Annotated in this window: 22 protein-coding genes; 10 read left to right on the forward strand and 12 right to left on the reverse strand. The window is 61.2% G+C overall.

All coding sequences use genetic code 11. The annotated features are described in order from the left end of the window. The first annotated feature begins 15 nt into the window (after positions 1–15). The 7 genes from B9N88_RS31595 to B9N88_RS31625 all read left to right on the forward strand — a co-directional run bounded on the left by B9N88_RS31595 (position 16) and on the right by B9N88_RS31625 (position 7,768). A complete protein-coding gene (locus B9N88_RS31595) occupies positions 16–1,674 on the forward strand; it encodes a Na/Pi cotransporter family protein (RefSeq protein ID WP_027608011.1) in 1,659 nt (552 codons plus the stop codon). Between the two features lie 57 nt (positions 1,675–1,731). Beyond that, entirely contained in the window at positions 1,732–3,114 is a 1,383-nt protein-coding gene (locus B9N88_RS31600; protein WP_027608012.1) for a M16 family metallopeptidase, read from the forward strand. Between the two features lie 72 nt (positions 3,115–3,186). After that, positions 3,187–4,218: a DUF5924 family protein gene (locus B9N88_RS31605; RefSeq protein WP_027608013.1), complete on the forward strand. Its 1,032-nt coding sequence runs from the start codon at positions 3,187–3,189 to the stop codon at positions 4,216–4,218. A 53-nt stretch (positions 4,219–4,271) separates the two neighbouring features. Next, positions 4,272–5,420, forward strand: coding sequence for an ABC transporter permease (locus B9N88_RS31610; protein ID WP_027608014.1), 1,149 nt, complete (start codon positions 4,272–4,274; stop codon positions 5,418–5,420). Beyond that, a complete protein-coding gene (locus B9N88_RS31615) occupies positions 5,417–6,220 on the forward strand; it encodes an ABC transporter ATP-binding protein (protein ID WP_027608015.1) in 804 nt (267 codons plus the stop codon). Before B9N88_RS31610 ends, B9N88_RS31615 begins: the two co-directional genes overlap by 4 nt. Before the next feature lies 1 nt (position 6,221). Next, positions 6,222–7,160 carry an MlaD family protein gene (locus B9N88_RS31620; protein WP_027608016.1) on the forward strand — a complete coding sequence of 313 codons (939 nt, stop codon included), beginning with the start codon at positions 6,222–6,224 and terminating at the stop codon, positions 7,158–7,160. After that, entirely contained in the window at positions 7,157–7,768 is a 612-nt protein-coding gene (locus B9N88_RS31625; protein ID WP_027608017.1) for an ABC-type transport auxiliary lipoprotein family protein, read from the forward strand. Before B9N88_RS31620 ends, B9N88_RS31625 begins: the two co-directional genes overlap by 4 nt. An 89-nt stretch (positions 7,769–7,857) precedes the next feature. On the opposite strand, the gene B9N88_RS31630 is transcribed toward B9N88_RS31625, so the two are convergent. The 5 genes from B9N88_RS31630 to B9N88_RS31650 form a co-directional block, all read right to left on the reverse strand. Further along, positions 7,858–9,087, reverse strand: coding sequence for a nucleoside recognition domain-containing protein (locus B9N88_RS31630; protein WP_027608018.1), 1,230 nt, complete (start codon positions 9,085–9,087; stop codon positions 7,858–7,860). Between the two features lie 98 nt (positions 9,088–9,185). Then, complete coding sequence (gltP, locus tag B9N88_RS31635) at positions 9,186–10,517, reverse strand: glutamate/aspartate:proton symporter GltP (RefSeq protein ID WP_027608019.1); 1,332 nt, start codon at positions 10,515–10,517, stop codon at positions 9,186–9,188. 727 nt (positions 10,518–11,244) lie between these two features. Continuing rightward, positions 11,245–11,712, reverse strand: a complete 468-nt coding sequence (locus tag B9N88_RS31640; RefSeq protein ID WP_027608020.1) for an inhibitor of vertebrate lysozyme family protein — start codon at positions 11,710–11,712, stop codon at positions 11,245–11,247. Positions 11,713–11,714: 2 nt separating this feature from the next. After that, positions 11,715–11,879 (reverse strand): DUF1328 domain-containing protein, encoded by a 165-nt coding sequence (locus tag B9N88_RS31645; protein ID WP_003170804.1) that lies wholly within the window; start codon positions 11,877–11,879, stop codon positions 11,715–11,717. Positions 11,880–11,962: 83 nt separating this feature from the next. Further along, the gene (locus B9N88_RS31650; protein WP_027608021.1) at positions 11,963–12,247 is read right to left on the reverse strand and encodes a hypothetical protein; all 285 of its coding nucleotides are present in this window, start codon (positions 12,245–12,247) and stop codon (positions 11,963–11,965) included. Between the two features lie 378 nt (positions 12,248–12,625). On the opposite strand from B9N88_RS31650, the gene algB reads away from it, so the two are divergent. Together algB and B9N88_RS31660 are read left to right on the forward strand one after the other, a co-directional pair. Beyond that, positions 12,626–13,972, forward strand: a complete 1,347-nt coding sequence (algB, locus tag B9N88_RS31655) for a sigma-54-dependent response regulator transcription factor AlgB (protein WP_027608022.1) — start codon at positions 12,626–12,628, stop codon at positions 13,970–13,972. A gap of 10 nt (positions 13,973–13,982) precedes the next feature. Beyond that, a complete protein-coding gene (locus B9N88_RS31660) occupies positions 13,983–15,770 on the forward strand; it encodes a KinB sensor domain-containing domain (RefSeq protein WP_027608023.1) in 1,788 nt (595 codons plus the stop codon). An 8-nt stretch (positions 15,771–15,778) separates the two neighbouring features. On the opposite strand, the gene B9N88_RS31665 is transcribed toward B9N88_RS31660, so the two are convergent. The 6 genes from B9N88_RS31665 to B9N88_RS31690 all read right to left on the reverse strand — a co-directional run bounded on the left by B9N88_RS31665 (position 15,779) and on the right by B9N88_RS31690 (position 21,361). Continuing rightward, positions 15,779–16,555 carry an N-acetylmuramoyl-L-alanine amidase gene (locus B9N88_RS31665; RefSeq protein ID WP_027608024.1) on the reverse strand — a complete coding sequence of 259 codons (777 nt, stop codon included), beginning with the start codon at positions 16,553–16,555 and terminating at the stop codon, positions 15,779–15,781. Positions 16,556–16,642: 87 nt separating this feature from the next. Then, complete coding sequence (locus B9N88_RS31670) at positions 16,643–18,709, reverse strand: GGDEF domain-containing protein (RefSeq protein WP_027608025.1); 2,067 nt, start codon at positions 18,707–18,709, stop codon at positions 16,643–16,645. Beyond that, complete coding sequence (locus B9N88_RS31675) at positions 18,706–19,584, reverse strand: endonuclease/exonuclease/phosphatase family protein (RefSeq protein ID WP_027608026.1); 879 nt, start codon at positions 19,582–19,584, stop codon at positions 18,706–18,708. The genes B9N88_RS31670 and B9N88_RS31675 overlap by 4 nt, the downstream gene beginning before the upstream one ends. 10 nt (positions 19,585–19,594) lie before the next feature. Beyond that, a complete protein-coding gene (gene dsbA / locus B9N88_RS31680; RefSeq protein ID WP_027608027.1) occupies positions 19,595–20,230 on the reverse strand; it encodes a thiol:disulfide interchange protein DsbA in 636 nt (211 codons plus the stop codon). 168 nt (positions 20,231–20,398) lie between these two features. Next, positions 20,399–21,025, reverse strand: coding sequence for a c-type cytochrome (locus B9N88_RS31685; protein WP_027608028.1), 627 nt, complete (start codon positions 21,023–21,025; stop codon positions 20,399–20,401). 33 nt (positions 21,026–21,058) lie between these two features. Then, positions 21,059–21,361 carry a c-type cytochrome gene (locus tag B9N88_RS31690; RefSeq protein ID WP_027608029.1) on the reverse strand — a complete coding sequence of 101 codons (303 nt, stop codon included), beginning with the start codon at positions 21,359–21,361 and terminating at the stop codon, positions 21,059–21,061. Positions 21,362–21,553: 192 nt separating this feature from the next. Here B9N88_RS31690 and yihA point away from each other — a divergent pair, with 192 nt between their 5' ends. After that, positions 21,554–22,195 (forward strand): ribosome biogenesis GTP-binding protein YihA/YsxC, encoded by a 642-nt coding sequence (yihA, locus tag B9N88_RS31695; RefSeq protein WP_027608030.1) that lies wholly within the window; start codon positions 21,554–21,556, stop codon positions 22,193–22,195. A 269-nt stretch (positions 22,196–22,464) separates the two neighbouring features. On the opposite strand, the gene polA is transcribed toward yihA, so the two are convergent. Next, positions 22,465–25,248, reverse strand: coding sequence for a DNA polymerase I (gene polA / locus B9N88_RS31700; protein WP_027608031.1), 2,784 nt, complete (start codon positions 25,246–25,248; stop codon positions 22,465–22,467). Between the last annotated feature and the right edge of the window lie 37 nt (positions 25,249–25,285).

Raw genomic sequence — 25,285 nt, forward strand, 5'->3', positions numbered from 1 at the left:
CACGGGGGGCCGAGCATGCTGACCTTGCTCAATCTGCTTTCCGCCGTGACCCTGCTTATCTGGGGCACGCACATCGTCCGTACCGGCATCCTGCGGGTCTACGGTTCAAACCTGCGTCAAGTCATCGGGCAGAACATGTCCAAGCGCTGGCTGGCATTTGTCGCCGGCATCCTGGTGACTGCCATGGTGCAGAGCAGCAACGCCACGGCAATGCTGGTGACCTCCTTTGTCGGCCAGGGCCTGATGGGGCTGGTGCCCGCCCTGGCGACCATGCTCGGCGCCGACGTCGGTACCGCGCTGATGGCGCGGGTGCTGACCTTCGACCTGTCCTGGCTGTCGCCGCTGCTGATCTTTCTCGGGGTGATTTTCTTCCTGTCGCGCAAACAGACGCGGGCAGGGCAGTTGGGCCGGGTCGGGATCGGCCTCGGGCTGATCATCCTCGCGCTGCAGTTAATCGTCGAAGCCGCCGGGCCGATTACCCACGCCCAGGGCGTGAAAGTACTGTTCGCCTCGCTGACCGGCGATATTTTGCTCGATGCCCTGGTCGGCGCCCTGTTCGCGATGATTTCCTACTCCAGCCTCGCCGCTGTCCTGCTGACCGCCACCCTGGCCGGCGCCGGGGTGATCGGCTTGCACGTGGCCATCGGCCTGGTAATCGGCGCCAACATCGGCAGCGGCGTGCTGGCCTTTCTCAGCACCAGCATGCAGAACGCCGCCGGTCGCCAGGTCGCCTTGGGCAGCCTGCTGTACAAACTGATCGGCCTGCTGCTGATTATTCCGGTACTCGACCCGTTGGTGCTGTGGATGGACGGGCTGGACTACAGTGCCCAAGGCATGGTCATCACCTTCCACCTGCTCTACAACGTCAGCCGTTGCCTGATCCTGCTGCCCACCATCGGCCCCATGGCCAGGCTGTGCGCCTGGTTACTGCCGGAGCGGGACGAGGTCAACGGCAAGGCCCAACCGCGCCACCTGGACCCCACGGCCCTGACCACACCGAGCCTGGCCCTGGCCAACGCCGCGCGCGAAACCCTGCGCCTGGGTGATCTGATCGACAACATGCTTACCGCCATGCAGGAAGTGCTGCGCGGCAAACAGACAGCCATTACCCAGGAAATACGCAGCCTCAGCGACGATGTCGAGGCACTCTACAGCGCAATCAAACTCTACCTGGCGCAAATGCCTCGCGAAGACCTCAGCGAGCAAGACAGTCGGCGCTGGGCCGAAATCATCGAGCTGTCGATCAACCTGAAACTGGCCGGCGACCTGATCGAACGCATGCTGCGTAAAGTCCAGCAGCAGAAAACCTCCCAACGCCGCCAGTTTTCCGAAGTGGGCCTGGAAGAACTCACCGGCCTGCACAGCCAATTGATCGCCAACCTGCGCCTGGGCTTGTCGGTGTTCCTCAGTGCCGACCCGGAAAGCGCCCGCCAACTGCTGCGCGAAAAGCGCCGCTTCCGCGCCCAGGAACGCCGCCTGGCCCACGCCCACGTCAGCCGCCTGCAGCGCAAGATCGTGCAGAGCCTGGAGACCAGTTCCCTGCATCTGGAGCTGATTGCCGACATGAAACGCTTGAACTCGTTGTTTTGCAGCAGTGCTTATGTAGTCTTGGAAACGTCCGAAACCGGCGCACTCTCCGCCGAAGATATTGCCGACATCACACATTCGCCCTGAACGTACGATGGCCCGTGAAGTCAGTTAAAGCTGACCTCACTCGCCAGGAAGCTTGTTATGCGTCGCCTGTTGTTCGCTTGCCTGCTCATGGGTTCTGCCCACGTCTTTGCCTTTGACCGCTTGCAGGTTGAGGGCTACACCTTGCCCAACGGCCTGCAATTGCTGCTTAAACCGGGCACCGAGCGCGGCCATGTGGCGATTCGCCTGGTGGTCGGCGTCGGCCTGGACGACTTCGGCTGCGAGGACAAGGAACTGCCGCACCTGCTCGAGCACTTGCTGTTCAGCGGTATCGACGGCGGCGGCGAAGGCGAGCTGGAAGACCGCATGCAAGCCCTGGGTGGCGAGTGGAACGCCTACACCAGCAACGCCGATACGACCTTTGTGATCGAGGCACCCGCGCAAAACCAGCGCAAGGTGCTCGACCTGCTGCTGGCGATCATCACCCGCACCCAGCTGACCGACGCCAATATCAACGCGGCCAAACAGGTAGTCGAGCGCGAAGACGGCGGTCATTACTCCCACCTGCAACGCCTGCTCGACCGCCAGGACCTGGGCCACACCGCCAGCAATCAACTGGCCATCGAGCTGGGGCTCAAATGCGCCGAGCGCGCCGAGGTCGATCACCTGACCCGCGACCAACTGGAGACGCTGCGCAAAAATTGGTACGCCCCCAACAACATGACCCTGATCATCGTCGGCGACCTCGACAAACTGCTGCCGGCCTACCTGGAACGCACCTACGGCCAACTCGACCCGATCGAACCCAGCGAGCACCCGGCGCTGCCGCAGATCCAGCACGCCGCCGCCAGCCACCGCGACCTGATCCACGGCTGGGTGGGCGACAGTGCCAAACTGCACTGGCTGTTCCCCGAGCCGGTGCTGGACGACCAGCACGATGAAACCTACGACCTGCTCAAGGATTACCTGGACTGGGCGCTGTACCGCCAACTGCGCCTCAAGCATGGGTTGTCCTACGGCCCCTGGAGCGAGCGCGAGGTGCTCGGCGGCGTTGGCTTCCTCAGCCTGAATGCCGACCTAGAGCGGGACAACCTCCCCGAAGCCGAGCGGGTGCTGCAGGACCTCAAGGCGCAACTGCTCAAGGACGGCCTTGACCCAACGGTATTTGCCCGCCTCAAACAGGCCGCCATCGCCCGCCAGGCCTGGGCCGTGCAGGGCAACAGCGCGCTGGCCGACTATTATTGGAGCGCCTCGGGCGATTACGACAACGGCCACTTCAGCGACCCGGTCAAACGCATCAAGGCCGTGAGCCTGGAGCAGACCAGCCAGGCCATGCGCGAGTTGCTCAAGCAACCGGGTTACTGGCGCATCGAGAAACCACTCCTGAGCTACGACATGCTCAACTGGATCGGCGCCGGCGTCCTCGGGCTGATCGCCATTGCGTTGATCGGCCTGCGCCGTTATCGCAAACGGATCGCGTAATGAGGCACCGAACCCTGGCCTAAGACGTTATTCTGTCTGGGATTTTTTCCTACAAAGACTGCGAACCGCCGAATGCAAAACCTGACCCGCTTAATCACCCGCGTCCTCGAACTGATGAAGCGCTACCCAGGGGTGATTGCACTCGGCGGTTTTATCTCGGGTGTCTGCAGCTTCATTCTGGTGGATCGCCAGCAGGGCATGGCCAGTTGGATCGCGGTGATCATGCTGGTGAGCTGGCTGTGGCTGATGCTGGAAAACAGCTTTACCCAGCTGTTCACCAAAGTCTTCAAGCGCGAAATACCCGAACCCCTGCTGCGCTACGCGACCCAGATGATCCACCAGGAAAGTCTGTTCTTCGTGCTGCCGTTCTTTTTCGTCACCACTGCCTGGAACAGCGGCCAATCGGTGTTCACCGGCCTGCTCGGCGCGGCCGCGCTGGTGTCGATCGTCGACCCGCTGTACTACAAATGGCTGGCGCCCAAGCGTTCGTTGTTCCTCGCGTTGCACACCCTGACCCTGTTCGCCGCGCTGCTCACTGCGCTGCCGATCATCCTGCACCTGACCACCGCCGAAAGTTACAAACTCGCCCTCGGCGTCGCCATGGCCTTGTCGATTCCAAGCCTGGCGGTGAGCCTGCCGCTGCGCAGCCTCAAGGGCTGGGCGATGCTGCTAGGGGTAACGGCCGCCATTGGTTGCGCGGGCTGGTTCCTGCGCAGTTGGGTACCGCCGGCCACCTTGTGGATGACCGAAGTGGCGATCAGCACCCAACTGCAAGACCGCACGCCGGGTGACGACCTCAAGGAAGTCAGCGCCGCCCAACTGCGCAGCGGCGGGCTCTATGCCTACACCGCAATCAACGCGCCGCGCGGGCTGGATGAGCGGATCTACCACGTGTGGAAACTCAACGGCAAAGAGGTGGACCGCATCGCGTTGGATATCCACGGCGGGCGCAAGGAAGGCTATCGCGCCTGGACCCACAAGCAGAACTTCCCGCCCGATGCGGTCGGCCGCTGGCAGGTGAGGGTGCTGACCGAAGACGGGCAGGTCATCGGTGTGCTGCGCTTCAAAGTGACTGACGCAGCACAAACGGACAACCCAAAGTAGGCAGGATCGTGCTATTACGTAGGAATTGTGGATAGCAAACAAGCTCGGAGCTTATGACCAGTAGCACCACGGCCGGCACAGCCCACCTCGATACGTCCACCGCCCCCCCATTACTGCGGATTACAGGGGACTGGACGCTTGCCCACTACGCAAACCTGAAGAAGCTGTCGGACAAGCTCGACGGCCAATACGATGCTGGTGCGCGCATCGATCTCAATGGTCTCGGCGCCCTGGATACCGCCGGCGCCTCGCTGCTGGTGGAGCTGCTGGGGCCCACCCGTATCGAACAATCCGCCGAGCAGACCGACTGCAGCCTGTCCGCCGCCGACCGCGCGCTGCTCAAGACCGTCTACCGCTCCCTCAACGATTTTTGCGTGCCGGACAAAGCGCCGGAAGAAGCCACCGGCATTCAGGTGCTGGCGCGTATCGGCGCGGCCGTGGACAAGGTCTGGCAAGACAGCAAGCAACTGCTGGGCTTTATCGGCCTGATCCTCGAAACCTTCGCCCGGGGCATTTTCCGGCCCAAGCGCTGGCGCCTGACGCCAATGGTCGCCCATCTTGAGCAGGTCGGCCTCGACGCCGCGCCCATCGTCGCGTTGCTGACCTTTCTGGTCGGTGCCGTCGTGGCGTTCCTCGGCGCTACAGTGCTCAAGAGCTTTGGCGCAACGATCTTTACCGTGGACCTGGTGGCGTTCTCTTTCCTACGGGAATTCGGCGTATTGCTCACCGCCATCCTGATTGCCGGTCGCACCGCCAGCGCCTTCACCGCGCAAATCGGCTCGATGAAGGCCAATGAAGAAATCGACGCCATCCGCACCCTGGGCCTGGACCCGATGGAGTTGCTGGTATTGCCGCGCGTGCTGGCGTTGCTGGTGGCACTGCCGATGCTGACGTTCATGGCAATGCTGGCGGGGATCGTCGGCGGCGGCGTGGTCTGCGCCGTGGCCCTGGACATCTCGCCGGCGATGTTCCTCTCGCTGCTGCAATCGGACATTGGCGTGCAGCACTTCCTGGTGGGCATGGTAAAAGCCCCGTTCTTCGCCTTCCTGATCGCCGCCATCGGCTGCCTGGAAGGCTTCAAGGTCAGCGGCAGCGCCGAATCGGTCGGCGCCCACACCACCTCCAGCGTGGTGCAATCGATCTTTGTGGTGATCGTGCTGGATGCGGTGGCCGCGTTGTTCTTCATGGAGATGGGCTGGTGAGTCGTCTGCACCGTGCGCCCACCGAGGCGGTGATTGAAGTGCGTGGCCTGTGCAATCGCTTTGGCAGCCAGCGCGTACACGAGCATCTCGACCTGGATCTGTACAAGGGCGAAATCCTTGCGGTGGTCGGCGGCTCCGGCAGCGGCAAGTCGGTGCTGCTGCGCAGCATCGTCGGCCTGCGCCGGCCCAGTGAAGGCGAAGTGCGGGTGTTCGGTAAGAACCTGCCGAGCCTGCCGGAACATGAACGCTCGCTGGTGGAACGGCGCTTTGGCGTACTGTTCCAGAAGGGCGCGCTGTTCTCCTCGCTGACAGTGACCGAGAACGTCGCGCTGCCGCTGATCGAACATGCTGGGCTCAGCCGCCGTGATGCCGAGCACTTGGCGGCGGTCAAGCTGGCCTTGGCCGGACTGCCGCTGTCGGCGGCCGACAAATACCCGGCCTCGCTGTCCGGCGGCATGATCAAGCGCGCGGCCCTGGCACGCGCCCTGGCGCTGGACCCGGACATCCTGTTCCTCGACGAACCCACCGCCGGCCTCGACCCGATTGGTGCGGCGCAATTCGACCAACTGATCCTGACCCTGCGTGATGCGCTGGACCTGAGCGTGTTCCTGGTCACCCATGACCTGGACACGCTCTACACCATCACCGACCGTGTGGCGGTGCTGGCGCAGAAGAAGGTGCTGGTGGCCGATGCCATCGATATCGTCTCGGAAACGGACGACGCCTGGATTCACGAATATTTCCACGGCCCCCGAGGCCGCGCGGCATTGGATGCCGCTCAACCGCTCAACGAGGTATGACATGGAAACCCGAGCCCATCATGTGATGATCGGTCTGTTCAGCGTGATCGTGGTGGTCGGCGCGATGCTGTTTGGCCTGTGGCTGGCCAAATCCAGCGTCGACAGCGCCTTCCAGGATTACGAAGTGATCTTCAACGAAGCGGTCAGCGGTCTGTCCCAGGGCAGCTCGGTGCAATACAGCGGGATCAAGGTGGGCGATGTCATCAGCCTGCGCCTGGACCCCAAGGACCCGCGCCGCGTACTCGCGCGCATTCGCCTGGCCGGCCAGACACCGATCAAGGAAGACACCCAGGCCAAACTCGCGCTGACCGGCATCACCGGCACCTCGATCATCCAACTCAGCGGCGGCACGCCGCAAAGCCCGGAGCTCAAGGGCAAGGACGGCAACCTGCCGGAGATCATCGCCTCGCCATCGCCGATCGCGCGATTGCTCAATAACAGCAACGACCTGATGACCAGCATCAACCTGCTGCTGCACAACGCCAACGACATGTTCTCCGCGCAGAATGTCGAGCGCCTCAGCAACACCCTGGACCATCTGGAACAGACCACCGGCGCGATTGCCGACCAGCGTGGGGATATCAAGGTGGTGATGCAGCAATTGATGCAGGTAAGCAAGCAGGCCGGGGCCGCCCTGGAGCAGACCACGGCGCTGATGCGCAACGCCAATGGCCTGCTCAGTGATCAAGGCAAGCAGGTCTTCGGCAGCGCCGAACAGGCGATGAAATCCCTTGAGCAAAGCACCGCCACCATCAATACCTTGCTCACCAACAACAAGGACTCGGTGAACAGCGGCATGCAGGGTCTCAACGAACTGGCGCCGGCCGTGCGCGAACTGCGCGAAACCCTCGGTTCACTGCGCGCCATCTCTCGCCGCCTGGAAGCCAACCCCAGCGGCTACCTGCTGGGCAGCGACAAAAACAAGGAGTTCACGCCATGAAGCGTGCTTACCAAATGATCGCCCCTGTGGCCTTGGCGCTGATCAGCGCCTGCTCGATCCTGCCCAAGGCGGATCCGTCGGACGTCTACCGACTGCCCTCGACCCAGGCCGCCAACCAGGGAGCGCCGGTCAGTTGGTCGCTGCGCCTGGCAAAGCCGCAGACCAGTGAGTTCCTCGACAGCCCGCGCATCGCCGTGGTGCCCAATGGCGATTTGATCAGCAGCTATGCGAACTCACGCTGGAGCGACCCAGTGCCCGTGCTGCTGCGCAATCGCCTGATGGACGGGTTCCAGCGCGATGGACGCGTGACGCTGTTGAGCACCGACGACACCAACCTGCAGGCCGATTATGAATTGGGCGGGCAGTTGCAGGCGTTTCAGAGCGAGTACCGGGGCAGTGGGGTAGCGGTGGTGATCCGCCTCGACGCACGCCTGGTGCGTGGGAGTGATCAGCGGATTATTGCCAGCCGGCGGTTTGAAGTGCAGCAGGCGGTGACTGACACCAAAGTGCCGGCGGTGGTGGCCGGGTTTGGGTTGGCGGGAGATCAGTTGAACAGGCAGGTGGTGGAGTGGGTTGTTCAGCAGGGCAATGGTGCGGGGAAACGCTGAGGGCCTCATCGGGGGGCCCCCTCCCACATGTGGATCTGTGAACACATTCAAATATGGGAGGGGGCTTGCTCCCGATAGCTATTTAAGCTTCAGCCAAAGAACCAGTAGCACACCGCGATCGCTGCGACCACACCAGCAAACTCAGCCAGCAACGCGCACCCTACGGCATGCCGCGCCCGCTGGATGCCGACCGAACCGAAGTACACCGCCAACACATAAAAGGTGGTCTCCGTACTGCCCTGAATCGTCGCCGCCACCAACGCCGGGAAGCTGTCCACCCCCTGGGTCTGCATGGTCTCGATCAACATCGCCCGGGCCGCGCTGCCGGAGAAGGGCTTGACCATCGCCGTCGGCAAGGCGTCGACAAAGCGCGTGTCCATGCCCGTCCAGGCCACCACATGGCGAATGCCTTCGAGGCCCAGGTCCAGCGCGCCGGAGGCACGCAACACGCCCACCGCACAGAGCATCGCCACCAGGTACGGCAACAGGTTCTTGGCAACGTCGAAACCTTCTTTGGCGCCTTCGACAAATGCTTCGTAGACCTTCACCTTGCGCAGCGCGCCGATCAGCAGGAACAGCATGATCAGGCCGAACAACGTGAGGTTGCCGAGGATTGACGACAATCCCGCCAATGCGGTGGCCGAGAGGGTCGCCAGCAGGGCCATGAACCCACCCAGTACCAATGCGCCTGGAACCAGGTAGGCCAGCACCACCGGGTCCCACAGCCGCAGGCGCTGCATCACCGCCACCGACAGCAGGCCCACCAATGTGGATGCGCTGGTGGCCAGCAGGATCGGCAGGAATACCAGGGTCGGATCGGGCGCACCTTGCTGGGCGCGATACATGAAGATCGTCACCGGCAACAGGGTCAGGGAGGATGCATTGAGCACCAGGAACAGGATCTGCGCGTTAGTCGCCGTGTTAGGGATGGGATTGAGCTCTTGCAGCGCCTTCATGGCCTTCAGGCCGATAGGTGTTGCTGCGTTATCCAGGCCCAAGCCGTTGGCGGCAAAGTTGAGGGTGATCAGGCCAATGGCCGGGTGACCGGCCGGCACTTCCGGCATCAGGCGCAGGAACAGCGGGCCCAGGGCCTTGGCCAGCCATTCGACAATCCCGGCTTTTTCGGCGATCCGCAAGAAGCCCAGCCATAACGTCAGGGTGCCGAACAACAGCACCATCACTTCCACCGACAATTTGGCCATGGCGAAAATGCTTTCGACCATCGCCGCGAAAATCCCGGCGTTACCGCCCACCAGCCATTGCGCCAGTGCTGACACCATTGCCACGACAAAGAAGCCAAGCCACAGGCCATTGAGCATCAGTTGAATCCCCCGAAAGATGGGGCGAATGATAGCGGGGCTGGCAGAAACGACAAACCCCGGAATTATCCGAGGTTTGTGTCAGCGCAATCGTACGATCAGCCGCGAGTGATCTCGCCGGCCGGCAGCGCTTCCTTGGTGCGCCAATGCGGCAGGGAGTTCCAGTAGCGCTCGCCCTTGGCGTCGTCGTACATGCCTTCCCAACGGGAGATGACCAGCACGGCCAGGGCGTTGCCGATCACGTTCAGGGCGGTGCGGGCCATGTCCATGATGCGGTCGACACCGGCGATGAACGCCAGGCCTTCCAATGGGATGCCCACGCTGCCCAGGGTGGCCAGCAGCACTACGAAGGACACGCCCGGCACACCGGCGATGCCTTTGGAGGTGACCATCAGGGTCAATACCAGCATCAGTTGCTGCCCGATCGACAAGTCGATGCCATACAGCTGGGCGATAAAGATCGCCGCGATGCTCTGGTACAGGGTCGAACCGTCGAGATTGAACGAGTAGCCGGTCGGCACCACGAAGCTGCAGATGGCCTTCGGCGCGCCGTAGGCTTCCATCTTCTCGATCACGCGCGGCAGCACAGTTTCGGAACTGGCGGTGGAGTAGGCCAGCACCAACTCGTCCTTGAAGATGCGCATCACTTTCAGGATTGAGAAGCCAAACAGGCGGGCGATCAGGCCCAGCACCGCAAAGGCGAAGAACAGGATGGCGACGTAAACCAGGATCACCAGCTTGGCCAATGGCAGCAACGAAGCGAAGCCGAAGTTCGCCACCGTCACCGCGATCAGCGCGAATACGCCGATGGGGGCGTACTTCATGATCATGTGGGTGACTTTGAACATGCTCTCGGACACGCCCTGGAACATGGTCACCAGCGGCTCGCGCAGATCCGGCTTGAGGCTCGACAGGCCCAGGCCGAACAGCACGGAGAAGAAGATGATCGGCAGCATCTCGCCACGGGCTACAGCGGCGAAGATGTTAGACGGGATCAGGTTGAGGATGGTCTGGATGAACGCATGCTCATGCTGCACCTCGGCGGCGGTCGCCTGGTACTTGGAAATATCGACGGTACCCAGGGTACTCATGTCGATGCCTGCACCCGGGTGGAACAGGTTGGCCAGCAGTAGGCCGACCACGATGGCGATGGTGGTGACCACTTCGAAGTAAAGGATGGTTTTGACGCCGATGCGCCCGAGCTTTTTCGCGTCACCGACACCGGCAATGCCGACGATCAACGAGGAAATCACAATCGGGATCACGATCATCTTGATCAGGCGGATAAAGATATCGCCCGCTGGCTGCAACACATTGCTGATCCACCAGGCCTTCTCAGCACTGAAATGGTTGAGCACTGCGCCGATTGCGATCCCCAATACCAAACCGATGAGGATCTGCCAGGCGAGGCTTAGCTTTGCCTTCTTCATGTCATTACCCTTACTTCAAGTGAACTTAAGGCAAATGCGCCAGCTGCAACGCTCGAGAGCGAAAAAGTGTGTGCATCTGCCTCCATGGAAGGTCACCGCAGCATGGCCGAAATGGCTTACTGGCAGGCGAAAAAAGGCGCAACTATTCCCATGCAAGGGGACGACGTCTAATGCCGTAAACGCCTACCCCATGCCAAATCGGCATGACTTTTTTTCATAATAACTGTCCGAACGGTCAGTTCAAATGTGACATTTTGTCCGGTGAATATGCCGTGAACCGGCCAATTCAGGCTCGCGCAGAGATTTTGCAGGTCTTGGAGAGGTTGGCAGAAATGCCCGGGAACTCTGCCGTCGAGCGTCGGAAACGTCCTATGGCGCGCGCAAAACTTTCTCGATAGATGGTCGCCCCGACACACCCAGAAATGGTTGGTCGAAAGCAAAATCAGGATTTGCGGCTATGGGCAGCATAGGAGGCGGGAATAAGAGTCACAAGCCCGCCGCAAGTTCAGCAAGCCGTGGGCTTGTGAACCTGCGTCGCAGCTTTTCGCCTGACCCGGCCCTTGCGCAGGCACTCCCTGTGCCCGTAGGTCACGCCGATCCCGATTGATCAGAGCAACCCGGCCCCCTGGTCATGCATCACCCTTGGCGGGCAATGCAGACAGAAAGAAGCGCGGGGCTTCTTTCCATGGACGCTGATTGCGCAGACGACAGACGCGTCAGACGCAACCTAGTACCAATTCGGATCTTTCTTCAGCTGCTCCATGAGGAGCTTTTGCATGCCTTCGTCCGGCTTACCGATAAACCGGTAATCGGCGTGCCGCGTCGGGGACTTGTCCGCCGGCAAACCGGCCGGGACTTCCACCAACATGGCGTAGGCATCTTCCTTGTCGAGGCTGAAGGCGACGATCAGGCGCTTTTGGAGGCATGTATCCGCAGTTTCGCAGAGCGGCCCCACCAGGTACTTGTCGCCATCTTCTTCCACGGCATTCATTTGCTCGGCCGTGCCCGACAGGTTCATCACCCATTCCGGCAGGCGCTCTTCTTTCTTCACCACGCCTTGCCAGGTCTCGCGGTATTGCGGGTCCGCACTGAGCAATTCGTTGGCTCGGGATTGGCCGTCATTGGCGGCCATCGCCAGGCCGCTGCCGCCCAAGAGCAGGGCGGCAGCAATGGCTTTGAGGGACAAAGTGGTCATATTCAGCCTCGGCCGCGACGACCAAAGAAGAACGAAGCAATGAACATCACCAGGAAGACGACAAAGAGAATCTTGGCGATACCCGTGGCGGTGCCCGCGATACCACCGAAGCCCAGGACTGCAGCCACAATGGCGATGATCAGAAATGTGATTGCCCAACTCAACATGGTGATTCTCCTTACGCTTCTTTTAAGAGGTAACAGCGGTAGTGCCGGACGGGCGCTCGACATCAAGCGACCGACGTTCTTGCTTAAAACACCCAGCGCTCTTGAGTCGGCAGCTCGCCCAGGGTGGAATCCTGGTCGGCCACACGCAATTGCGGGGCGGTTACATCGGCGCTACGGGTGCCAATGGAACTGAAATGGGTCTGGGTCGTTACCGGACGGTCGAACGATGGGGCGTGCTGCTGACTCTGCTGCCATTGCTGCAACTGCTGGCCTGCAATCAGCGTGACCATCAGGGCCAGGCTGGCAAACAGCCCTTGTTGCAAGCGCAGTGGCGATACACGCAGTTGGCTGAGGCTTTGGCGAGTCATGCTGCATTTCTCCCACATTCTGATTATTCGTTGGGATAGCTATTGCAGAGCGCATGCCAGCTTTTTTATAAAATAAAAACCAATAAAATCAATAAGTTAAATATATGCACTAGGTCAATCGCCCAGCATCCTGCACGATGCCCTCTACTACGCCGTGCGAAATGCACGATGGTCAGTGGTCGGATGAAGGGATAGAAAGCACGGAGGGTGGTGCCGAAGGGGCAGACAGCATGAAAACGCTGTAAGGCGGGACTTCGCAGGAAGCCGCGCAGATAGCTGCACGACATCGCCTTTTATCGATCAGAATAAACCATGCAACTTGCCCGATTATTCCGGGACTAAACACCATCATTTATATAGTTAAGGAGCGCGGGACAGATGGAATCAGCCAAGGAACTTCAAGGCCGCATTCTTTTAGTGGATGACGAGTCCGCGATCCTCCGCACCTTCCGTTATTGCCTGGAAGATGAAGGCTACACCGTCGCGACCGCCAACAGCGCCGCCCAGGCCGATGCCCTGATGCAACGCCAGGTGTTCGACCTGTGCTTCCTGGACCTGCGCCTGGGTGAAGACGATGGCCTGGTGGTATTGGCCCAGATGCGTATCCAGGCGCCGTGGATGCGCGTGGTGATCGTGACCGCCCATTCCGCCGTGGATACCGCCGTGGACGCAATCCAGGCCGGTGCCGCCGACTACCTGGTCAAGCCTTGCAGCCCCGACCAACTTCGCCTGGCCACCGCCAAACAGCTGGAAGTACGCCAACTTTCCGCGCGCCTGGAAGTATTGGAAGGCGCCGTACGCCAGCAGAAAGACGGCCTCGACTCCCACAGTCCGTCAATGATGGTTGTGCTTGAAACCGCACGCCAGGTGGCGGGTACCGATGCCAACATCCTGATCCTCGGCGAGTCCGGCACGGGTAAAGGCGAACTGGCCCGGGCCATTCACGGCTGGAGCAAGCGCGCGAAGAAATCCTGCGTGACCATCAACTGTCCGTCGCTGACGGCAGAACTGATGGAAAGCGAGCTGTTCGGCCATAGCCGTGGCGCCTTTACCGGCGCCAGTGAGAGCACGTTGGGCCGAGTCAACCAGGCGGACGGCGGTACGCTGTTTCTCGACGAGATCGGCGACTTTCCCCTCACTCTGCAACCCAAGTTGCTGCGATTTATCCAGGACAAGGAGTATGAGCGCGTGGGCGACCCGGTCACCCGTCGCGCCGATGTGCGTATCCTGGCCGCCACCAACCTGAACCTGGAAGACATGGTGCGCGACGGTCGCTTCCGGGAAGACTTGCTGTATCGCCTCAACGTCATCACCTTGCACCTGCCACCGCTGCGCGAGCGCAGTGAAGACATCCTCACCCTGGCAGACCGCTTCCTGGCGCGCTTCGTCAAGGAATACGCCCGCCCGGCGCGGGGCTTCAGTGATCAGGCGCGCGAAGCACTGCTCAACTATCGCTGGCCAGGCAATATCCGCGAACTGCGCAATGTGGTGGAACGCGCCAGCATCATCTGCCCACAGGAAAAGGTCGAAATCATCCACCTCGGCATGGCCGAACAACCGACCAATAACGCCCCGCGCATTGGCGCGGCGTTGAGCCTGGACGAGCTGGAGAAAGCCCATATCGGCGCCGTACTGGCCACCAGCGATACCCTGGACCAGGCCGCCCGCACCCTCGGCATCGACGCGTCGACCCTGTACCGCAAACGCAAACAGTACAACCTGTGAGCTGCACCCTATGAAGCTAGCGATGAAACTGCGCACTCGATTGTTCCTGAGTATCTCAGCGCTGATCACCGTCGCCCTGCTGGGTCTGATCCTGGGTCTGGTCAGCGTCATGCAAATGGCCAAGACCCAGGAGTCCCTGATTCGCAGCAACTTCGTCACGCTGGACCTGGGGCTCAAGCTGCGCCAAAGCCTGGGCGACCAATTGATCATGATGCTGGAACATCGCCCCGATCCGCAGGCATTGCAAAGCTCCAAGCAGCATTACTTCGACCTGCTGGACCAAGGCATCGCCCATGAGCAACGCGACGGCCATAGCCACGGCTTCAGCCAGGCGCGAGCCCAATACCAGGACCTGCTGGACGCCTTCGAGCAATCCCAGCAGGCGTCGCCACCACCGGGCAGCAAGGAAAAACTCACCGAAACCTTCAATGTGCTGCGCAACGGGCTGATTGCCGAACATAAGCAGGCCTTGGAAAACATCAGCACCAGCGAACACAAATCCCGCGCACGCGCCTTGCTGATCGCCGGTTTGCTGGGGTTGGTGGGCCTTGCCGTGCTGATCATCGGATTTGTCACGGCCCATGGCATCGCCCGGCGATTTGGCGGCCCGATCGAAGCGCTGGCAAAAGCAGCGGACAAGATCGGCCAGGGCGATTTTGAAGTGACGCTGCCGCTCTCTTCGGCAGCGGAAATGAACCTGTTGACCCGTCGCTTCGGCCTTATGGCCGAGGCGGTGCGCCAGCATCAGGCGACTAATGTTGACGAGTTGCTGGCCGGCCAGCAGCGCCTGCAAGCCGTGCTCGACAGCATCGACGACGGCCTGCTGATGATTGACCGCCAAGGCCGCCTGGAGCATCTCAATCCGGTTGCACAACGCCAATTGGGCTGGGACGAGGAACGCCTCGGCCAAGGCCTTGGCGAAGCCCTGGTGCGCCCGGAGCTGGATGAACAACTGCAACTGGTGTTGCGCGGCGGCACTCTGGAGCGCGCGCCGGAGGACCTGGAAGTCGAAGTCGAGGGCGAACTGCGCCTGCTGACCTACAGCCTCACCCCTGTCAGCCATACCCAGGGACATATCCTTGGCGCGGTGATGGTGCTGCATGACGTCACCGAACAGCGCGCCTTCGAACGGGTGCGCAGCGAATTCGTCTTGCGCGCCTCCCATGAACTGCGCACGCCGGTGACCGGCATGCACATGGCGTTCGGCCTGTTCCGTGAACGCGCGAAGTTCCCGCCGGAATCCCGTGAAGCGGACCTGCTGGATACGGTCAACGAAGAAATGCAGCGCCTGATGCAGTTGATCAACGACCTGCTCAATTTCTCGCGCTACCAGAATGGCCTGCAGAAACTCACCTTGGGCCCCTGCGACGTGACCGATCTGCTCGAACACGCCCGCGCGCGCTTTGCGGAGCCCGCCAATGCGCAACACATCGAACTGCTGGTAGAAGTGCAATCCGACCTGCCACGGCTGTATGCCGACCAGGCGCAATTGGAACGGGTGCTCGACAACCTGTTGGGCAATGCCCTGCGTCATACCGCCGACGGTGGGCAAATTCGCCTGCAGGCGCGACGTCATGGCGAGCGGGTGATTATCAGCGTCGAAGACAACGGCGAAGGTATCGCTTATGGCCAGCAAGGGCGCATCTTCGAACCCTTTGTCCAGGTTGGGCGCAAGAAGGGCGGCGCCGGCCTGGGGCTGGCGCTGTGCAAGGAGATCGTGCAATTGCACGGCGGCCGCATGGGGGTGTATTCGCGGCCGGGGCAGGGCACCCAGTTCTATATGGCGCTGCCCTTGTAGGCGCCAGCTTAGCGCCGGTTCAGGGCACGCAGGATGGCAGCACTTTCGGCATCCGGCACGCCATCGAACCGGGATGGCCGGAAGCGCATCTGGAACGCCGCGATCACATGGCGCGTGGCGACATCCAACTCACCCGTCTGGGGTGTCGGGTAACCGAGGAGCGCCAATTCTTCCTGGAACCAGGTAATGCTCGGCAATTCAGCGGCATACTGCACCTGGAAACGGGCGACGGCCTGGGCATCCGGCCACACACTCAGGCCTTCATCGGCCAGGCGCTTCCAGGGGAACAGCGGCCCCGGATCGAGCTTTCGCAGCGGCGCGATATCGCTATGGCCGATGATGTTCCTGGGGTCGATGCCATTGCGCTTGCTGATGTCCTTGAGCAGCACCACCAGCGATTTCACCTGGGCCTCCGAGTACGGGTACCACAAGCGGCCTGTGGGGGTGTCCTTGTAGCCAGGGTTTACGATCTCGATGCCGATGGAGCTGGAGTTGAGCCAGGTACGCCCCATCCACTCGCTTTCTCCCGCATGCCAGGCACGTTGGCTCTCATCCACCAGCTTGTAGATGGTGGCACCGGCGTCGTCACCGATCAGGTAATGAGCGCTGACCTGGCCGTGGGTCAGCAGGGCGAGGGAACGCTCAAGGTTAGTGGAGGTGTAGTGCACGACCACGAACTGCACGCGATTGTCGTGGTTCGCCGAAGGGTGGCGGGTGTCCAGGCGCGGACCACTGGCGCAGCCGGCGAGCAGAAGAAATACACAGGCGAAGTACAAGGATTTCATGGCGGAAGACAGTACGCTGAAGACGATAATGCAACAGTGTAACGTACCGTTTGTGGCCAGCGGTCAAATTACACGATGGAACGCCTTTTACGCGGCCTGCACCTGATTACGCCCAGCCGCCTTGGCCCGATACAACGCCTCGTCGGCTCGCTTGAGCGCCAGCTCACTGCGCTCACCCAGCTGCAGTTGCGCCACGCCCATGGACACGGTAATCGTCACCGGCTCGCCCTTGAAGTGGAATGGGCAGGCGGCAATCGCGGCACGCAGTACTTCCCCCACTGCCAGGGCGTCCGAGAGGGACGAGTCAGGCATCAGCAACACAAACTCCTCACCGCCAAACCGCGCTATAAAGTCATTGGGGCGCAGGCGCTTGCGCAGGACGTTGGCGATGATTTTCAGCACCTTGTCACCCGCCAGATGGCCATAGCCATCGTTGATGCGCTTGAAGTGATCCAGGTCCAACATCGCCAGCGACAGGCTATTGCCACGCTGGTGCCAGGCATTGACCTCATGGTCCAGACGCTCGCTCCAGGCCGCACGGTTAGGCAAACCGGTGAGCGGATCGACCAGGGCCTTCTGGCGTTGCACCTCCAGGTGCTCACGGTAACCCTGGGCTTCCTGCTCCATATTGGCGACCCGCTCGGCCAGGCCTTTCAGGCGCGCCGCCACTTCCTGCTCGCGCTGGTCACGTTGTTGCTGGTGCTCGTCCATGGTCCCGAGCAAACCCTCCAGATGGCTTTCGAGCACCTGCTTGAGGCTGTCCAGGTCCGCGGCTTCCTGGACACTGCTTTGCAGGCCGTCGACCTGTTCGCGAATCTGCGTGTCCAACTCCCTGGCAGCGGAGCGGCTGTCGGCATGGCCGTCGCTGGCCACCTGCAGATGGCCCTGGAAGGCTTCAAGGCGTTCGTTGAGCTGTTTGAGGTAAGCCTCAAACTCGTGCTGACCGCTGTCGGTGATCGCCAGCATCAGCACCGCCAGGTCATCGAGGATCGGCAGCAATTCGTACCAATTCAAGCCGTGGGCCAAGCGTTCACGCATGGCTTCGGCCTGGGGCCGATGGCGCTCGGGCAGGGCCAGCTCCTCCAGCAGGCCGATCAGGGTGTCTTCGATGTGCTTGGCCACGGAGCTGTACGATGGCTCCGGTGAATCCGGCAAGGAGTAGAGGCCATCCGATTGAAGTTCGTCGGGGTCCGGTTCTTCGACGTCAAGAACCGGAGGGAACGATAGGCTGCCGATCACCGTCTCCGGCGGCGCCTCGACAGCAACCTGTGGCGTTTCGATAAAGGCGGCGAGCGCGCTTTCGGTGGCGGGCTCTTGCAACTGCGGCTCAGGCTCCCAGGGCTCGACAGGTGCTGGAGATACGTCGACAGCCGCAGCTACTGCGGCCCTTTGGGCAGGCGCCTCGTACACAAACTTTTCACTGGCGACATCGGCGGCCTTGGCGGGCGCTGCGGCTTCGGGCTGCGCGGCAAGCGGCGCCTGAGGCGGCGGCGCAAAGGCCCGCAACGCTTGCGTCAACTCGTCGGACTGCTCGGGCTCCTGGGGCTCGGCGGCGGGCTTGGGGGCAACAGGGGCCGGCGGCGGACTGGGGATGGGCTCGCTGGCCGGCGCCTCGCTCGAAGCGTCCTTGGCCCCAAACAGGCGTTGCAACAAACCCGGCCCGGGACGCACGGTTTCACCGTCCGGCTCCAGGTTATCCAGCGCCTGCCCTTGCAGGCTGCTCAACTCGCTGAGCAATAAGGGAATCTCGCGCGCCTGACTGACGCGGCCATCCAACTGCTTGGCAAAGGTTTTCAGCGGACGGGCGACCTCACGGGGCAGCGGCAGCTTTTGCAACTGCGTGACCAGGGAGGTCAGTGCGGTGCTCATCTGGTCGATCCGGGTTTCGCGGCGCTGCTCCGAATCCAGTACCGCCTTCTCCAGGCGCGGCAGCAAGGCGGCGAGGGCGGCGTCCATGTCGTCGGTACGCACGACGTCGCGCATTTCCTTCATGCACTGGTCAACCGCGCGGTCGGTGCCTTCTGCCGCCAGTGTGCTGCGCACCAGCCCACGACGCAGCAGGTCGAGGCGGGCAGCCCAACGGCGTTCGAGCTTTTCTTGTTGCTCGATGCTTAACAGGTATTTTTCTTTCCAGCGCTGGGCGTCGTCGCTCATGCAAGGGGTCCGCGAGGGCCGGGGCTCAACGCGGGCAATGCATCAGCCGTGAGCGAACCCGGCAGACGAATCTCTACCGCGACTGGCAGGTGATCGGAGATGGGCTGCGCCAATACCTGCACACTCTCGAGTGTGAGGGTCGGGCTGAGCAGGATATGGTCAAGACAGCGTTGCGGGCGCCAGCTGGGGAACGTGGCTTCGACTTGCGGCGCCAGTAACCCGAGGTCACGCAACGGGGAATTCAGCAGGAGGTCGTTCGCATGGGTGTTCATGTCACCCATCAACACCTGATGCTTGTAGTTGCCAATCAGGTCGCGCACGTAGGCTAACTGCAGGTTGCGCGTACGCCCCCCGAGCGCCAGGTGCATCATCACCACCACCAAGGCCTCAGGCCCTTCGCCAAAACGCACGAGAATCGCCCCGCGCCCCTTGGGGCCCGGCAATGGGTGATCTTCGATGGAGGTGGGCTTCAAACGACTGAGCACACCATTACTGTGCTGCGCCAGGCGTCCGAGGTTGCGATTGAGCTGCTGGTACCAGTACGGGAAGGCCCCGAGGTGCGCCAGGTGTTCGACCTGATTGATATAGCCGGAACGCATGCTGCCGCCGTCGGCTTCCTGCAGGGCGACCAGGTCGAAATCATTCAACAGGTCGCCGATCTTCTGCAGGTTACCGGCCCGGCCGTTGTGGGGCAGCAAATGCTGCCAGCCCCGGGTGAGGTAGTGCCGGTACTTCTCGGTGCTGTTGCCCACCTGGATATTGAAGCTGAGCAGGCGCAGGCGGTTGTCTGCCGGCAAACCTGTGGACTCCAGGTGATGTTCGTTGACCTGCGGTTCACGCAGGCCAACCACACGTTCAGTACCCCAGCGGCGCATGAGGAGCCCCTTACTTGGCTGCGCGTTCTTTGGCGATCAACTGGTCGGCAACGTTGAGGGTCGCTTCAGGACCACCGGTAGTGCCCAGGTCGAAACGGTACTTGCCGTTGACAATCATGGTTGGTACGCCTTGCACGCCGTACTTCTGCGCCAGCTCCTTGGCCTGCTTGATCTGGCCCTGGATCGCGAAGGAGTTGAAGGTGGCCAGGAACTTGTCCTTGTCGACGCCTTGGGTAGCAATGAAGTCAGCCATTTCGTCCGGCTTGGTCAGGCGCTTGCCTTGTTTCTGGATGGCGTCGAATACCGCGTTGTGGACCTTGTGCTCCACCCCCATGGCTTCCAGGGTCAGGAACAGTTGGCCGTGTGCATCCCATGGGCCGCCGAACATGGCGGGGATGCGCTTGAAGTTCACGTCCTTGGGCAGCTTCTCGACCCAAGGATTGATGACCGGCTCAAAAGCGTAGCAATGCGGGCAGCCGTACCAGAACAGCTCCACCACCTCGATCTTGCCCGGTACCGAAACCGGCACTGGGTTGGCCAATTCAACGTAGGTTTTACCGGCTTCAAGCGGCACATCGGCAGCTTGCGCGGTCATGCCGAAAAGGCTGGCAGTGACGAGAGCGGCGCTGAGGATCAGATTACGCATGCTTTACTCCTGGACAAATAAAGTCGCCTCACGCGACCTTTGTTGTGACAGGTCTACGCGGGCATGAGTTCGTTAGTGTAACGGCAGCGGCCACAAAAAAGGGCGGCCTCAGCCACCCTTTTTATGCTTGCATCGATGGATTAATCGAGCGTTAACGTTGCGTGCACCTTAGTGCAGGCCCTGGATGTAGCTGGAGACCGCCGCAATGTCTTCATCACTCAGCTTGCGAGCGATGGTGCGCATGATTGCCGCGTCGCCATCATTGGCTCGCCCGGCCTCTTCCTTACGGAAATCGGTCAACTGCTTGGCAATGTAGGTAGCGTGCTGGCCGCTCAGGTGCGGGAAGCCGGCGGCGGCTATGCCCGCGCCATTGGGCGAGTGGCAACCGGTGCAGGCAGGCAGGCCTTTATCCAGGTCACCGCCGCGGAACAGTTTCTCACCACGGGCCACCAGTTTCGGATCAGCAGCTCCCACACTGCCTTTCTGGCTGGCAAAATACGCCGCGATATCCGCCAGGTCCTGGTCACTGAGGTTGGTCAGCAGGCCGGTCATTTCCAGGACCGTGCGCTTGCCATCCTTGATGTCGTGCATCTGCTTGGTCAGGTAACGCTCACCCTGGCCGGCCAATTTGGGGAAGTTCGGTGCCGGGCTGTTACCATCCGGCCCATGGCAGGCACCACATACGGCGGCTTTCGCTTGACCGGCAGTGGCATCACCTTTAAGGGGGCCCTCTGCGGCGACGGCAACACCGGTGATGCCCAAGGTCAACAGCAGACTCACGATCAGTTTGTTCATCAGCTAATCCAACTACGGCTAAGGGTTTAAGAGTTATCTACCGGGTTTACTCACCATCAACTCAATGATGGCCTGGTAATCCTCGGTACTGCAGTCCATGCACAAACCACGCGGCGGCATTGCCTTGAAACCCTGGGTCACGTGTTGCACCAGCGTGTCCATGCCCTGCGCCAGTCTTGGCGCCCAGGCTGCCTGGTCACCCCGTTTCGGGGCGTTCGGCAGTTGGCCGGCATGGCAAGCCACGCAAACTCGGTTGTACACCGCTTCCGGATCCTGTGTAGCCTGAGCGCCATACAGCGGAACCAGGGCACCGAAAGCGAGCAACCATCGGGTCATACATCGACCTTTTCAGGGTTTGAGAGCGTTTTGCGTTCTAATGCGCAATAAAGGTCTATCGCTCCCGTGAACTTCATCCTTCGCTGGGACAAAGCACACACAAAATCTGCGGCATTATATACTGGCGCTACTGAAACGGAAACGACACCGCTTGCCGCACCCTTTTTCGGCACCGCCCACATCGGAAATCTCATGCAACTCAAGAACCCCATCCTCGGCCTGTGCCAACAGTCCACCTTCATGCTCAGCGCCGCCAAAGTTGACCAATGCCCCGATGACGAAGGCTTTGAAGTCGCCTTTGCCGGTCGCTCCAACGCCGGTAAATCCAGCGCACTGAACACCCTGACCCACGCCAGCCTCGCGCGCACCTCTAAAACCCCGGGCCGCACGCAGTTACTCAACTTCTTCAAGCTAGACGATGATCGGCGTCTGGTCGACCTGCCGGGCTACGGTTATGCAAAAGTACCTATCCCGCTGAAGCTGCACTGGCAGCGTCACTTGGAGGCTTACCTGGGTGGCAGGGAGAGTTTGAAGGGGTTGATCCTGATGATGGATATCCGTCATCCAATGACCGACTTCGACCTGCTGATGCTGGATTGGGCGGTCGCCAGCGGCATGCCGATGCATATCCTGCTGACCAAGGCCGACAAGCTCACCTACGGCGCCGCCAAGAACACCCTGCTCAAAGTGCAGTCCGAAATCCGCAAGGGTTGGGGTGACACAATCACAATCCAGCTGTTCTCGGCCCCCAAGCGCATGGGCCTGGAAGATGCCTATACCGTGCTGGCCGGCTGGATGGAGTTGGCTGACAAAGGCGCGGAACTCGCCGAGTAACTTTTCTGCGGGCAAAAAAAACCCCGGACTTCGTATGGGGAGGGGAAGTTCGGGGTTCAAGTACCGGACCGCTAGGGCGGGGTCCGGATATCTGCCAACACTTAACACAACATAGGAGCATTGAAGGGCTTCACCACCCATTCAGTAACTCTGAGTAGCAGTTCACAGGTTAAGTTCCGGCAGGTTCAAAAAACTATTGGAAATAACTGCAGCGGATTTCCGATCTAAAGCATTCCGCCACCACGCTCGGTGGTGGCGATGCCGCGAAATCAGTGCGCTTCGTCCCAGTTGTCGCCTACGCCAACGTCCACCACCAACGGCACATCCAACTGCGCCGCCGCACTCATGTGCTCGCGAATCTTCTCGCTGACCTCGGCCACCAGATCCTCACGCACCTCCAGCACCAATTCATCGTGTACCTGCAGGATCACCTTGGCATCCAGGCCCGACGCGGTCAGCCAGCTATCCACCAGCACCATGGCTTTCTTGATGATATCCGCCGCCGTGCCCTGCATCGGCGCGTTGATCGCCGTGCGTTCTGCGGCCGCGCGCTCCTGGGGCTTGTTGGAGTTGATATCCGGCAAATACAGCCGACGTCCGAAGAAGGTTTCCACGTAGCCTTGATCGGCAGCCTGGGCGCGGGTGCGCTCCATGTACTCGCGAACGCCTGGGTAGCGGGCGAAGTACACATCGATGTAAGCCTTGGCGGTCTTGGTATCGACACCGATGTCCTTGCCGAGCTTCTGTGCCCCCATGCCGTAGATCAGGCCAAAGTTGATCGCCTTGGCACTGCGACGCTGATTGGAGGTGACCTCAGCCAATTCGACCTTGAACACCTCGGCCGCCGTGGCGGTATGCACATCCAGGTCGTTACGGAACGCATTCATCAGCCCCTCGTCCTTGGACAGGTGCGCCATGATCCGCAGTTCGATCTGCGAATAGTCCGCTGCCAGCAGTTTGTAGCCCTTGGGCGCGACAAATGCCTGGCGGATGCGTCGCCCTTCGGCGGTGCGCACCGGGATGTTCTGCAGGTTCGGGTCGCTGGAAGACAGCCGCCCGGTCGCCGCCACCGCCTGATGGTAAGAGGTGTGAACACGCCCGGTCCGCGGGTTGATCTGCTCCGGCAAGCGGTCGGTGTAAGTGCTTTTCAGCTTGCTCATGCTGCGGTACTGCATCAGTACCTTGGGCAGCGGATAGTCATCTTCGGCCAGCTTGGCCAGCACTTCCTCTGCCGTGGATGCCTGGCCCTTGCCCGTCTTTTTCAGCACCGGCAGGCCGAGTTTCTCGTAGAGAATCGCGCCGAGCTGCTTGGGCGAACCCAGGTTGAATGCTTCGCCGGCGATCTCGAACGCCTGGCGCTCCAGTTCGACCATCTTGTTGCCCAGCTCGATGCTCTGGACACCGAGCAGCTGCGCATCCACCAGCGCGCCCTGGCGTTCGATACGCGCCAGCACCGGTACCAGGGGGATTTCGATGTCCGTCAACACACTTGCCAGGCTCGGTATGGCGGTGAGCTGTGCGTACAGTGCCTGATGCAGGCGCAGCGTCACGTCGGCATCTTCGGCAGCATAAGGGCCAGCCTGTTCGAGCGGGATCTGGTCGAAGGTGAGCTGCTTGGCGCCTTTGCCGGCGATGTCCTGGAAACTGACGGTGTCGTAGTCCAGGTACTTCTTGGCCAGGCTGTCCATGTCATGGCGGGTCGCAGTGGAATTCAACACGTAGGATTCAAGCATGGTGTCGAACGCGATACCGCGCACGCTGATGCCATTCGCCGGGTCGCCGCCAATGGCACAGTTGGCCAGGATATTCATGTCGAACTTGGCGTGCTGGCCGACCTTGAGCTTGCTCGGGTCTTCCAATAATGGCTTCAAGGCCAGCAGCACGGTGTCGCGATCCAGCTGCTGCGGCGCACCGATGTAGGAATGGGTCAGCGGGATGTAGGCGGCTTCATGGGGCTGCACGGCGAAGGAAACCCCCACCAGTTGCGCCTGTTGAGCGTCGATCCCGGTGGTTTCGGTGTCGAAAGCGAACAACGTCGCGTCGTTGAGTTTCTTCAGCCAGACATCGAATGTGGCTTGGTCGAGGATCGTGGTGTAGGTCGTTTCTGCGGGTGCCGCAGGAGTAGCTTCAATAACCTCTTCGGCAACAGGCGCGGCCTTGAGCTCCACTCGCTTGGCATCGCGCTGAATCTCATCGAACCAGCTCTTGAACTCCAGCAGGGTGTAAAGCTCCAGCAACTTTTCGCGATCCGGTTCAATCAGGTGCAAATCGTCCAGACCCACGTCCAGCGGCACATCGATCTTGATCGTCGCCAACTGATAGGAGAGGAATGCCATCTCCTTATGCTCTTCCAGCTTCGCCGGCAGCGTCTTGGCACCTCGGATCGGCAGGCTCGGCACAATATCCAACTGCTCATAAAGTTCTTTGAGGCCGCCGTTCACCCCCACCAGCAAGCCGGAAGCGGTCTTCGGACCAATGCCCGGAACGCCCGGGATGTTATCGGACGAATCGCCCATCAACGCCAGATAGTCGATGATCTGCTCCGGAGCGACGCCAAATTTCTCCTTTACGCCCTCGATGTCCATCGAGCTACCGGTCATGGTGTTGACCAGGGTAATGTGCCCGTCGACCAACTGCGCCATGTCCTTATCGCCGGTGGAGATCACCACCGGACGGTCAGCGGCGGCACTGCTGCGGGCCAGGGTGCCGATCACGTCATCGGCCTCGACGCCTTCGACGCACAGCAAAGGGAAGCCCAGGGCGATCACGCTCTGGTGCAGGGGCTCGATTTGCACGCGCATGTCATCGGGCATGCTTGGGCGGTTGGCCTTGTATTCGGCGTACATGTCATCGCGAAACGTCCCACCCTTGGCGTCGAACACTACCGCGAACGGGCTGTCCGGGTACTGCTTGCGCAGGCTTTTGAGCATGTTCAACACGCCCTTGACCGCACCGGTCGGCAGGCCTTTGGAGGTGGTCAGCGGTGGCAGCGCGTGGAACGCGCGGTACAGGTAAGACGAACCGTCCACCAGGACGAGGGGGGCTTGGCTCATGAGCAGGATCAACCTTTTCGGCGGGTCAGGCGCTAGA

It is taken from the genome of Pseudomonas sp. LAMO17WK12:I1 (assembly GCF_900177315.1).
GTDB classification, from domain to species: domain Bacteria; phylum Pseudomonadota; class Gammaproteobacteria; order Pseudomonadales; family Pseudomonadaceae; genus Aquipseudomonas; species Aquipseudomonas marginalis.